The following is an 11,680-nucleotide window of genomic DNA, read 5'->3' as shown; positions in this document are numbered from 1 at the left end:
GTGTCGATGCCCTGCTCGAGCACTTTCAGCCCGACGCCACGCTCGCGCAGCTCCGCGCCGAGCAGCACCAGGTGCACCACCGAGCGCCCGAGCCTGTCCAGCCGGGTCACCACCAGCGTGTCGCCCCTGCGGACCAGCTTGAGCACCAGATCCAGCTTCGGGCGGGAAGCCTTCGCGCCGCTGGCGGAGTCGATGTGGATGTCGTTGGGCTCGACTCCGGCGCGGGTGAGGGCGTCGATTTGGTGGGCGGGGTTCTGCTCGGCGGTGGACACCCGCCCGTAGCCGATCAACATGTGTCGACAATACCGAACAGCATGTTTACCGACATTGATTTCCGGCACGAGTTCTCGACAGTCGCCACCTGGAAGTTTCGCTGGTCGTGTCTATGTCCGAAGTCGATTGCACTGATGTCCGTAGTCCTCTGCACGATGACCGAGCGGCGCGGGTCCCGGCAGGATTTCGAACCAGGACTGTCGGTGGTCGCTCCTAGACTCGAACCATGAGATGCACAGCACCCGTACGCGGCCACATCCGTGGTGGCGGCGCAGACTGCCCTGTTCATGGTGGCCGTTACCGGTCGTCCTACTCCCCGCCTCCCTACACTTCGCCGACCGCTCGCGTTTCGAGCGGCAGTGGCGGGTCCAGCGGTGGAAGTAGAGGCGGCGCTGGCCGATCGACTCGTCCGCGTTGGTCGCCGGCCAACTCTCCCGTCACCTATAGCTCTGACGAAGCAGCGGCGCTTGAGCGCTACCGTCAGAAGGTTGAAGTGGTGGGACCGCGCGCGGAGTCCTACGACCTGTTTCTCTGCCATGCCTGGGACGACCGGCGAGGGACCGCGACTGAACTGCACGATTTTCTCGAAGCGCAGGACGTGTCGGTCTGGTTCAGCGAGCGGGACATCATCCTTGGCCAGCCGTTCATGCGGGAGATCGACAAGGGCCTGGCCAAGACGCGCATCGGTCTCGTCCTCATCACGCCCGCCTTCCTCAAGCGCATCGAACGCGGTGGTGTGTCCGAGAAGGAACTCTCTGAGCTGCTGGCTCGCGACCTGCTGATCCCCGTCGCGCACGGGGTGACCTACGACGAAATTCGGGCCGTCAGCCCGCTCCTCGGCTCCCGCAACGGTCTCAGCACTGACGAGGACTCGCTCAAAGACATCGCTAAGAAGATCGCTGAGCTCATCGCCTTGTAGTGGCGATGTCCGAAGCCGGTTGCATGGATGTTCGAAGTCGCGTATGTGGAGCGAGGTTCACAGGGGCAGGTCTGCCGCCACGCGTTCACGGATCAACGGCATGACCGCAGGTTGCAGGGCGTCTGCGATCTCGGTGGGGCTCCTGAGCTGGGCTTCGATCACAACGCGGCCGGCCGATGCGGCCAGGTCCGCCGACCACGGCGCGATGCGGTTCCTGCACGACAAGCAGAAGCTGTTCAGTCCTGAGTTTGTCCAATAGCACCAGGTCGTCGGCGTGAGCGCGGGTCTGGAGCAGCAGGCCCAGTAGCGGCTCGACGGACCTTCTCCGGCAGCGCCACCGCGCTTGATCGAGCCGGGCGAAGAACGAGTCGACGGTTTCCTTGTCGCCTCCGCCGCGATGGGTCGTTCTGGCCAGGCTGACGAAGGCGGCCATCAAGGGATCCCACAGCTCGCCGAGCCCGCGGGGTCCATCGCGGAAGAGGGAGACCGCCAGCTTCCGTGCCGTGCCATCGCGGTACAAGTCGATGCCCCGTGTGTGGGTCAATTCCTCGACCAGCAAGTCGATCATCTTCGAGACGATCAGGTAGCGCTTGTCGTCAATGACGACCCGGTCTTCCAGCGCACCACCAGGCCCCAGCGCATCGGCGAGGGCTTTCCGACCACGTCTGGTTTTGAACTGGGCGAACTTCGCCTCGGGAGACTGAGTTGCTCCTGCCTGCTGTCGCAGGTCGGCGAGAAGCGGGCCTGCGGTCTTGTCGTCGATCCGTACCGCAGCATGAGCGAACACGCCGCCGCCCTGCGGACCGGCGAGATTTTCTCCCGAGGAGCCGGATTCGTCAGCGGCTACCCAGACAGGGGCCGGCGCCGTCGACGGTCGCGGTGTCCGCCCACAGCGGCCACGTCGAATCCACCGCCTTCATGATCCGGCCGCCGCTTCTGTGCGCTGGTCGTGGTCGCGCAGCATGCGCAGGACGGTGGCTGGCGAGGGGTGCTGGCCTTTCTTCTTGCCGGTGGTGATGACGAGGCGTTTGGCGATCTCGCGGAGGCTGAGGTTTTGCTGGTCGCGCAGGTGCAGGGCGTGGGAGAGCATGGCGTCGTCGGTGACGGCGGCGCCGCCGATGCTCTTGCCGCGGGAGCGGGCGGACTCATGTCCTTCGAGGGTGCGGTCGCGGATGTACTCGCGTTCCATCCCCGAGAGGGCGGCCAGGACAGTGAACACGATGCCGGTCGGGTCGTGGGAGCCCTGCAGCTCGCCGGTGAGGAACTGCAGGCCAATGCCAGCGGCGCGTAGTTGCTCAGCGAGGGTGGCCAGTTCGATGCCGCGGCCGAGGCGTTTGTGCTCGTGCACGACGAGGGTGACCGCGAGGCCGGAGGCGCGCATCTCGCGGGCCAGCGTGACGGCCTTGTCGAGTTCGGGGCGGCGCAGCGCGCGGGTGGAGATCTTCTCGGAGAACACCCGGGCGACTCCGGCGCGGGCGAGGGAGTCGAGCTGGGTGTCGAGGGACTGGCGGGCGGTGGAGGCGCGGGCGTAGCCGATCCGGGCGTGCCCGGCCGGCTCAGCACCGGCCGCCGCCGGGCGGGGCAACTCGGTCCAGGCCGTGCCCGGCTTGCGCAGCGCGGGCGTGGCGACGGTGAGCGCCTTGGCCAGCGCGGGCACGAGCCGGAACCGCGCGGTGTGGTACTGGACGCCCACTTTGCCCTTGCCGGTCCGGCACGGCGACCCGGCCGGGGCGGCGCAGCTCGACATCGGGCAGTCGTGATCCTCGACCCGGAGGAAATCGTCGTCGCTCACCCCGGGATCGTTTCATGGGTGCGTTTCAACCGTCCAGCTGTTTGAATCGTCCTATGAAACACGATCAGGCCTGAACGTGCCGGACGCCGCCGGGTGTTTCATAGGTGGTCGCCTATGAAACAGACTTCTCGGAACACCTCCGCCTGGCTCGGTGTTACGGGTTCGTTCAGGTTCGGCGATCCAACTGACTGCTCGGCCGGATCGCGCCGTTCACATCATGGACGTCCCTCGTTGCTGGGATGTCATCCTCGTGGGACAGCGTCTCCAGGTGCGCCAGCAACGCAGCGGGAGACTTGAGCAGATGCTGGTTACGCTCAAGTGCGCGAACCTGCGCCACCGAGAGCGTTTGCGCATAGGCGTTGACCCGGCCCGACTCGTCGGTGTGTTTCACCATCAACATCGATCCGACGAGGGCCACGAAGCTATCGCATTTCTCCGCCGAGGACAGCAGCTTGTTCACCGCGTCGGCGTGCTGCGCATTCACTTCACTCATCGGCTTCTGCACAGCGACGACCTCGAGGGCGTGCTCGACCTTCTGCAGCCGTTGCTTGACCTCAGAGCGGCTCAGGAACCGTTTGACGCTCAAGGTGAACCGTTGAGCCCATGAGGAGATCACGGGAGGCCCATCCGGTGCGGCCTCAATCCCCTGCCGCGCGAGCACCTCCGTGATGGCAGCAGCCAACTCCTGTGCCGCCTCGTAGTCATTCCCCGCCACATACACGAAAAGCGACTGGTCCAGCACTCGTGTGGTGTGCTGCTCGGGGACCCGCCCCGCTCGGTCGCTGCCGGTGGCCTCTTCCTGGTCAACGGAGGCAGCAGGCACGTCCCGAGCGTCCTCGACGCCAATGCGTTCCACCGCGTCTTCCACAGCCACGGCGAACGCCATCCGGGCGGCCAAGTCGTCAGGGACCGCGTCCACCATGTCGAACAGCGCGTCCAGCTGCCTGAACAGCTCTTCGTCACTGCCCGGCCAGGATTCCTCCCCGAATTCGGAGAGCACGGAGAACAGTTCGCGCAGCGTTTTCAGGCATCGTCGCCTGCTCGGCCCGATACTCGCGCGCGGCCTCAGCATGACGTCGGCCACCACGCGGTACTCGGCGCGCCCGGCCAAGACGGTCAGCCGGAGCAACTCCTGGCAGCGGCCGGGGAGCTGCTGGAAGGCAAGCCAGAGCCGCCGGTCCCGCTCCGCGTGCAACACCTCGGCTTCGGCGGGCTGGGTGCCCGGCATGGTCTCGTCCAGCACGTCGGTGAGCGGGACCGGCGGCGGCTTGCGCCCGTGACTGCGGAGCGACTCGTGCCGTGTGGTGGTGATCAGCCAGCCAACGAGGCCCTTGGGTTCCCTGATCTGGTCGAGGTGGCTGAACAGCGCCAGCCACACCGTCCTTGCCACGTCCTCCGCGGCGTGCCGGTCCAGCCCGTTGCCCCGCGCCACATGCCAGACAAGCGGCGTCATCTCCGCGACCAGGACATCCCACGCCGAGCGATTGCCAGTTCTGGCCGCCAACAGGTAGACCTGCTGCCGATCTGTGCCAGTCAACCCTTCCCATGGGCGATCGACATTCTTAGTTCGTTTTTCAGCCATCCACGTCACCGGTCCACACGTCGCTCACCGCCGATCGTAGAGCAGCCGCAGACCCAGGCCGCCGAGTTTGAAGAATGACCGCTCGCACAGGTACCAGCCACTCCAGGCAGACCACCCACACGGACCAACGCCAACCCTGACTAGAAACCACGCACGACTGGCCAACTGAAGCGCAACTGAAGCGCAGTCACACTCACGGTGGGCAAGTGATAGACGATCAATCAGGCTCCGATTCGATTTGTCAGCGGCCGGGCGTCATTACTGACACGCCCACGCGGGGGATCACCGGGAAACCAGTGACATCGAGTGACGCCTACCTACTGACACCTGGTGACGTATTCCAGGCCAGCGAAATGACGCCTCACAACTGCCAGGCGGGGAGTTCGCGCTGGTCGCCGATCCTCGTTGTGGATCAAGCTACCGGATAATGGCCCGTTATCCGGTAGCTCGCGACGGGCACGCCGGCACCGCGACGTCGAGCGTTCGTTCGAGATGAAAGACCCGGTCGCGGTAGGGCAGACCAGTGACGGCCCTACCGTCCCCGTAGGCCACCTCACGCTCCGGTTTCAGACTTGATCGCGTCTATGAGCGAAACGAGCAGCGAACCAAGATCCCCTTCGCTACGCACCCCGACTGAGCACCGTGCAGAGAACTTCGGAAGACATCACAGGCGACTTCGAGCTTTGACACGAGGCGCCAGCCTCCACCGCCTCGCCAAGAACAAACCCCGCTGACCAGCAACGATAAGCTCGTTTGCGGCTGGTGACAGCTTCCTCCCCGTCACCCCTACTCTGGACGACCCGCTACCTGGACGCCGCGGTCGCCCAGCTCGAGGCCGACGGGCACGTCATCGACGACGCCGACAAGGCCCGGCTCTCGCCGCTGAAGGACAAGCACGTCAACGTCCTGGGCCGCTACTCGATCACCCCGTCCCAGCCCGCACAGGGCCTGCGGCCGCTGCGCGACCCGGCCACCGTGGAGGAGAGCGAGGTCGACTTCTGACCGGCTCGCCTCGCCCGGCGCGCGCGGGGAGCCTCGACTGGCCGGAGCCGGGGGTTGCGGTGGCCGTTCGGCGGATTCGGAGTAATGCTGGTCGGCATGGGGACGGTGCATCAGCTGGCGGGCCGGAGGCCCGGCGATGGTGATCGGGAACGTCGGCTGGTACGGCCACCGGCGGAAGCTCCAGCGGGCCATCAGTACTTCCAACTGGTGCCGGTGCCGCGGTACTGCTCGACCGGGATCGGCTCGACCCCGACGCGCATCTGGTCGGTGTAGAGCTGCCCGTGCAGGTGGTCGACTTCGTGGGCGACGAGGCGGGCGACGCCGCGTTCGAACACGGTGATCTTCGGCTGGCCGTCGATGGTGGTGTGCTCGACGTGGATCACATGCGAGCGCGGGACCTGTCCGCGGACGTCGAAGAACGAGAGGCAGCCCTCGTACTGCTCGTCGACCTCGCCGCCGGATTCGATGATGGTGGGGTTGAACAGGGTGATCGCCTCGCCGTCCGGCGTCCGCACGATCGCCGCCGCACGGTCGATCCCGATCTGCGGCGCGGCGATCCCCATGCCTTTGCCGAAGGTGTGGGCCTGGGCGACCCGCTCGCAGGCGGAGTTCAGCGCGGTCACCACCCGGCGGGCGTCCTCGGTCTCGGCGGGGAGGTCGAAGCGGCGGGCGACGCGACGCAACGCGGGGTCGCTGTCCTGCACGATGCCGAGGGCCGCCATCACGGCGCTCGGCGCGGGCGGCGGGCCGTCCGAGGCGGCGCGGCCGCGGAAGTCCCATTCGAGCCGGTAGCGGGCGTGCAGCGGCGGGTCCTCGCAGGACCAGGAGAAGATGTGCCGGTCGCCGGTGTCGTCGCGGGCGATCGCGGTGGCGAATGGCATCGCCTGCGCGGTCATCGAGGTATGCAGCCCCCAGACGGACGCGGCGAGGTCGGCCGGGAAGTCCAGGCACACCGACAGGGTGCGGGTCGGGAGCCGGACGGCGCGCTGGAACCAGTTGCCCCAGTGCATCTCGCTGACGGTGTACTCGTACTCGATCCAGCAGGATTCCCCGGGATACAACGGAAAATGCCCGTGCTCGCCGGCGAAGAGCAGCCACACTTCCTTGAACGCGTCGCGGTCGTGATGCGCGGTCCAGCCCATCGGGTTCGCGCGGCCGCGGCCGTGCCAGGCGTGCAGGTCGATCTCGTCCCAGGTCAGCGGGTTCTCGGAGTAGAGCTGGTTCGAGCGCTCCGGATCGCCGGGAAACCGGTCTACGGAGATGCGGATCAGGTAGCGGGTGATCGGCTCGGCGCCCTGGTTGACCAGGTGCCGGCGCTGGGTGAGCCGGTAGACGCCGTCCTCGTAGCGCAGGGTCGCGTCGTCATGGTCGACCACCAGGCTGCCCGTCTGCGGGTCCGGCAGTGGTGGTGCGGGCGGACGGGTTTTGGCGGGCCGGTCGGCGTCGTAGTCGCGCCAGGCCGCGACCAGCGCGCCGCCCGAGCGCAGCGCCTTCTCCGCGTGCGCGGCGAACGGCTCGGACGGATTCTCCGTTCCGGAGAGCACCTTCGACACGTAGGAGCGGTCGTAGCCCATCACCTTGGCCAGCGCGGCGCGGGAGAATCCGCGCACGTCGCGCCAGCGTTCGAGCTCGACGGCGAACACGTTCACCTCGGCATCCGGCCCGCCGGTGTCCGTGGTGCCGGTCGTGCCCGTCGTCATCGCCGCCTCCGCCATTCGAAGACCGTGAGTGTGCGTGAATCCACCGTGAGTCGCAGCTCAGCCTAGAGGCACACCCGCAGGTCGCGGTCTCCTCCAGTTAGCACGACGGTCGAGGACGGGGGCGGGCACGCGATGACGGGCAGCACGAGGCCGACACGTATGGTGATCCGTTCTACGGCGGGGACAGCCGCCGCCACGCCTACCTGGCCGAGGACGTCGCGGCCGCCGGCCGATATCACCAGCTGCACCCGGTGTGCCATCCCTCGCTCGGCTACCACCTCGGGCACCCGACCGACATGATCAGCCCGGTCCAGTTCCGTACCCTCGGCGGCGTCTTCGACGCCTGCGGCTCGTGCGGGCTGTGGCTGCGGCAGAACCCGCACGAGATCCTGGCCGACAATGAAATCGCCGCCGTGCACGGCATCCTGCCGATCCCGGCGCCGCGGAGTGCCCGCCGAGAGCGAGCCGTAGCCGCGTCCGCGCCGACGTGACCAGCAGGTTCGCTCGGTCGGATCTTGCCTCGGTCGTCCGCGCCTGAGCAGGGTGGATAAGCGCCCCGAGTGTGCTACCGCGCACCCCAACCAGGGAGGTCGAGTTCAGCATGCCCCCGTTCGACACGGCAGCCGGAGACCTTGGTGACCCGTTGATGCCGACGAGCCAGCGGTTCCCGGTCAACGTCGGCGCCCGGCCGCTGTCCGACGAGAACCCCAGTGTCGTCCGGCCGTTCATCCTGCGCGGCGTGCAGGCCCGGCGGATCACGGTGGTACCGGAGGCCAAGCACCGCACCACGGCACACGACACGTTCCATCGCCGCAACTGCAACGAGGACGGCAAGCTGGTCGACGACTCCTACACCACCCCGGATGACTGAGCACCGCGATCCGCTGGTCCTGCTGATCGGCATCCAGGAGGACTACGCGGCCGCCGCAGTCGGGCGGGAACTCGATGCCCGCGGTGTCCGCTGGCAGGCGGTCAACATCGGCGACTTTCCGCTCACCATGTCGATCGGCGCCGAGCTGACCCCGGACACGGCCGGCTGGCGCGGTGCCCTGCGCACCACCGAGCACGACGTCCCGCTGCACGAGGTCACCGCGGTCTACTACGGCAAACCGACCGAACCCGTCATGCCGTCCGGGATGTCCGCTCCGGAGTTGCGGTTCAGCCGGGCGCAGGCCCGGGTCGGGCTCGGCGGCGTGCTGGCGAGCCTGCCGGTCACCTGGTTCTCGCACCCGTCGGCGCTGGCCGATGCCGCGTACAAGCCGCGGCAGCTGGCCGTGCTGAAGCAGGCCGGGCTGGCCGTCCCGCCGACGCTGATCACCAACGACGCCGACGCGGTCCGGGCGTTCGCGAAGGAATTCGGGGACCTGATCGTGAAGCCGCTGGCCGAGCCGGTGGTGTACGAGTCCGGCGGCGAGGCGCTGGTCTATACCCGGCGTCTCGGCCGCGACGAACTCGACGCGCTGGACGGGGTTGAGTTGACGGCGCACCTCGTTCAGCAGTGGCAGCCGAAGCGGTTCGAGGCCCGCGTGACCGCGGTCGGGGACCGGCTGTTCGGAGTGGCGATCCACGCGAGTAGCGACAAGGCGCAGGTAGATTGGCGGTCGGACTACGACGCCCTGACCTACGAGGTGATCGACGTCCCCGAGCACGTCCGGGCGGGGATCGCCCGGTACCTGGACGTGGCCGGGCTGGCGTTCAGCGCGTTCGATTTTGTCGTTCACCCGGACGGGGCGTGGACCTGTCTTGAGGCGAACGCGGTTGCCGCGTGGGGCTGGCTGGCCGAAGAATGCGACTTGCCGATCGCCGCGGCGATCGCCGACGCACTGACCGAGGAGTAGACCGTGGACGTCCTGGACACCGCCACCTGGGAAACCCGGGCGGCCGCCCTCGCCGACGAGCTCGTTGCCGCCGGTGTCTTGGCCGACCCGGCCTGGCGCGACGCGTTCGCCGCGACGCCCCGGCACCTGTTCGTCCCGCGCATCCTCGACGGCCCCGCCTCGCTCGGCACGGGTGATCCGGGCTGGCTGGACGCGGTCTACTCCGACGAATCCCTGGCCACCCAGACCCGCCCCGCCGCCGACGCCCCGGCCGGGCGGGAGATCACCAGCTCGTCCTCGAGCAAGCCCACCGTGATGGCAGTGATGCTGGAGCGGCTCGCCGCCGAGCCGGGGCACCGGGTGCTGGAGATCGGCACCGGCACCGGCTACAACACGGCCCTGCTGTCGCATCGCCTCGGCGCGGACAACGTCTACTCCCTCGACCTGGACCCCGACCTGGTCGACGCCGCCCACGAGCACCTGACCGCCGCCGGATACAGCCCGCACCTGGCCGCGGGCGACGGCTTCGCCGGATGGCCGGGCGAGATGAAATTCGACCGGATCATCGCGACCTGCGCGGTCACCGCGATCCCGCCGGCCTGGATCGACCAGCTCGCCGACGGCGGCCGGATCGTCGCTCCGCTCGACGCCGGCACCGCCGGGCCGCTGCTCGTGCTCGACAAGACCGCCGACGACGAGGTCGCAGGCCGCATCGACCCGTTCCCGGTGCTGTTCATGCCAATGCGCACCGACGTCGAAAGCCCCTTCGGGCCCGGGCAAGAACCGGTCGGAGCATCGACCGGCATCCCGCACTACGGCACCACGGCCGTCGATCCCGCCGCGCTGCTGGACCGACCAGATCTGGAGCTGTTCCTCTGGCTGCACGCGCCAGGTTTGCAGTTCGGCGGCAGCCTCGAACACGGCGTCGTCGTAGCCGAACGCGGCCCCGCCCGCGCCGAAGCCGACCTGACACCGCTGGCCGAGGGGACCTGGGCGGTCCGGCAGTCCGGGCCCTACCGGCTGTGGGACACCATCGAGCACGCCGCCGCCACGTTCGACGCCCTCGACAAGCCAGACGCCGCCCGGCTCGGCGTCACCGCACTCAACGTCCCGGGCAAGCAGTTCATCTGGCTCGACGACCCCGACAGCGACCACAGCTGGCCGCTGGGCAGCGGCTTCTGAGCCGCTCGCCGGAGCCGAGGGCGCGGACGTGGACGTTGTTGTCAGCGCGGGAGTTCTGGCTTAACCCGAGTGTCGGGAACATCGCGGCGGGGCTGGCCGTTGAACGTGGGCTGTTGGTCCGATCCCGCTGAGTGCGGAGGAAAGCCATCACCACCGAGCCTGACGTCCCGAACCTGAAGAGCTTCGACGAGCCCAGCCCGGATGTCACCGAGGACGCGTTCCACCTCGACGACCTGTTCATGCTGCTGGACTACTACACCCTGCCCGGCGGGGACGACTGGCCGGACCGGTTCCCCGCGTTCCCCGAGTACGTGATCGACTGCTACCGGCGCTACGCCAGCTTCCCGTTCCGTACCGGCGAGGCCCTCGGGTCCCTGCCCGACGAGGCATCGACGCTGGCCGGGCAATGCCTGTCGTTGCTTGATCCGGACAGCGAGGCACTGCACGAGGAGATCGGAAATCTGCTGGAACCCGTGATGGCGCAGGTGAAGAACCGGCGCGCGTTCGCCCGGCGCTGGCTGGAGGACGTGCTGGCGGATCTGGGTTCGCACGCAGGGCCACGACGCGCGGTACCGGTACTTCCACCACGACAACGAGCCCGAGCTGCACCGGCGCCACGTCCCGACCAGCGACGGCTCGCTGACGAACAAGTACCACCGCCAGGTCGAGAAGCAGCGCGCACGCGAATAGCACCGTGCGGGACCCCGCTGCCGTCGCCGCGGGCTCCCGCACCGCTGGCGGCTCCGGCTCAGGTGCGGACTCGGCATCAGGCTCCATGCTGTCCGCGGCGGTAGGGCCGAGCCGGGGGAAATGGGTCGATGCCGAGGTACTCGATGCGCGCACGGTCGTGTTCCCGATCGCGATGCGCGAGCGGGTAGCGCACACGCAGGTGCCCCGCGGGCGGGTCGTTGAGGTAGCTCGCCCGGGGGCAGCCGTCGAGATGCGGACACTCGTCGATCCAGGCGTTGCAGGTCCAGCACAACAACCCGCGAACGTGCCCGGTGAAGTGGTCGTGATCGACGACGACGCCAATGGCCCGGCCGCAAGCGTGGCACAGCGGTCCGGCGAGGTCGACCAGCTGCTGGCGGATCCGGCCCATCCGAGACTCGCCCGACAGGTACGGCGGCCAGACACTCAGGCCGCCGCCGAACACGCACCGGCGAGAAGGCGGCACGGTACTCGGGTCGACAGGGTCGTCCAACAGACGCACGGCCCACCAGACCCGCTGTTCTTCCAGAGGAGCGAACCGCTGCTCGCGGGACGCTGTCTTCGGGAGGAATGCTTGAAACCTGTGGATGGGCCGGGAGGGGGCGTACCTTCCCGGTGACCGGTTGAAGGTTCCAAGCAAGGCCGACGTTGGCGCGTCGGCCGGGAAGGTACGACCCGATGCTGAGCGTAGTCCCTGGTCCTGCT

12 protein-coding genes and 1 pseudogene are annotated in these 11,680 nt (G+C 68.2%); 7 read left to right on the top strand and 6 right to left on the bottom strand.

What is annotated here, in order from left to right; genetic code table 11:
- Nucleotides 1-293 (bottom strand): recombinase family protein (locus VJT49_RS14125; RefSeq protein ID WP_324165248.1); only part of this gene is annotated, 293 nt, incomplete at its 3' end.
- Between the two features lie 476 nt (nucleotides 294-769).
- On the opposite strand from VJT49_RS14125, the gene VJT49_RS14120 reads away from it, so the two are divergent.
- Complete coding sequence (locus tag VJT49_RS14120) at nucleotides 770-1,192, top strand: toll/interleukin-1 receptor domain-containing protein (RefSeq protein WP_324165247.1); 423 nt, start codon at nucleotides 770-772, stop codon at nucleotides 1,190-1,192.
- 85 nt (nucleotides 1,193-1,277) lie between these two features.
- Here the strand turns inward: VJT49_RS14120 and VJT49_RS14115 are convergent, their stop codons facing one another.
- From VJT49_RS14115 to VJT49_RS14105, 3 genes and pseudogenes are all read right to left on the bottom strand, one after another.
- On the bottom strand, nucleotides 1,278-1,979 hold the full coding sequence (locus VJT49_RS14115; protein WP_324165246.1) for a hypothetical protein: 702 nt from the start codon (nucleotides 1,977-1,979) through the stop codon (nucleotides 1,278-1,280).
- 129 nt (nucleotides 1,980-2,108) lie between these two features.
- Nucleotides 2,109-2,984 carry a recombinase family protein gene (locus VJT49_RS14110; protein WP_324165245.1) on the bottom strand — a complete coding sequence of 292 codons (876 nt, stop codon included), beginning with the start codon at nucleotides 2,982-2,984 and terminating at the stop codon, nucleotides 2,109-2,111.
- A 1,000-nt stretch (nucleotides 2,985-3,984) separates the two neighbouring features.
- Nucleotides 3,985-4,566: pseudogene (locus VJT49_RS14105) on the bottom strand (RNA polymerase sigma factor); the annotation flags it as partial.
- A gap of 762 nt (nucleotides 4,567-5,328) precedes the next feature.
- Here VJT49_RS14105 and VJT49_RS14100 point away from each other — a divergent pair.
- Nucleotides 5,329-5,568, top strand: coding sequence for a Tn3 family transposase (locus tag VJT49_RS14100; protein ID WP_324165244.1), 240 nt, complete (start codon nucleotides 5,329-5,331; stop codon nucleotides 5,566-5,568).
- Between the two features lie 191 nt (nucleotides 5,569-5,759).
- Here VJT49_RS14100 and VJT49_RS14095 read toward each other — a convergent pair whose 3' ends face one another.
- On the bottom strand, nucleotides 5,760-7,268 hold the full coding sequence (locus VJT49_RS14095) for a peptide deformylase (RefSeq protein ID WP_324165243.1): 1,509 nt from the start codon (nucleotides 7,266-7,268) through the stop codon (nucleotides 5,760-5,762).
- A 251-nt stretch (nucleotides 7,269-7,519) separates the two neighbouring features.
- Between VJT49_RS14095 and VJT49_RS14090 the strand changes: the two genes are divergently transcribed.
- The 5 genes from VJT49_RS14090 to VJT49_RS14070 all read left to right on the top strand — a co-directional run bounded on the left by VJT49_RS14090 (nucleotide 7,520) and on the right by VJT49_RS14070 (nucleotide 11,061).
- The gene (locus VJT49_RS14090) at nucleotides 7,520-7,759 is read left to right on the top strand and encodes a hypothetical protein (RefSeq protein WP_324165242.1); all 240 of its coding nucleotides are present in this window, start codon (nucleotides 7,520-7,522) and stop codon (nucleotides 7,757-7,759) included.
- A 110-nt stretch (nucleotides 7,760-7,869) separates the two neighbouring features.
- Nucleotides 7,870-8,139, top strand: coding sequence for a hypothetical protein (locus tag VJT49_RS14085; RefSeq protein ID WP_324165241.1), 270 nt, complete (start codon nucleotides 7,870-7,872; stop codon nucleotides 8,137-8,139).
- Nucleotides 8,132-9,106: an MvdC/MvdD family ATP grasp protein gene (locus VJT49_RS14080; protein WP_324165240.1), complete on the top strand. Its 975-nt coding sequence runs from the start codon at nucleotides 8,132-8,134 to the stop codon at nucleotides 9,104-9,106. The genes VJT49_RS14085 and VJT49_RS14080 overlap by 8 nt, the downstream gene beginning before the upstream one ends.
- A gap of 3 nt (nucleotides 9,107-9,109) precedes the next feature.
- Nucleotides 9,110-10,267 (top strand): methyltransferase domain-containing protein, encoded by a 1,158-nt coding sequence (locus tag VJT49_RS14075; RefSeq protein ID WP_324165239.1) that lies wholly within the window; start codon nucleotides 9,110-9,112, stop codon nucleotides 10,265-10,267.
- 131 nt (nucleotides 10,268-10,398) lie between these two features.
- Nucleotides 10,399-11,061: a hypothetical protein gene (locus VJT49_RS14070; protein WP_324165238.1), complete on the top strand. Its 663-nt coding sequence runs from the start codon at nucleotides 10,399-10,401 to the stop codon at nucleotides 11,059-11,061.
- On the opposite strand, the gene VJT49_RS14065 is transcribed toward VJT49_RS14070, so the two are convergent.
- Nucleotides 11,034-11,477 (bottom strand): endonuclease domain-containing protein, encoded by a 444-nt coding sequence (locus tag VJT49_RS14065; RefSeq protein ID WP_324165237.1) that lies wholly within the window; start codon nucleotides 11,475-11,477, stop codon nucleotides 11,034-11,036. The genes VJT49_RS14070 and VJT49_RS14065 overlap by 28 nt on opposite strands.
- Nucleotides 11,478-11,680 lie beyond the last annotated feature (203 nt).

Origin of the sequence: Amycolatopsis sp. (assembly GCF_035276945.1) — a bacterium.
GTDB lineage: Bacteria > Actinomycetota > Actinomycetes > Mycobacteriales > Pseudonocardiaceae > Amycolatopsis_E.
The sequence above is the reverse complement of the archived record's forward strand: the minus strand, read 5'-3'. Positions and strand labels throughout refer to the sequence as shown.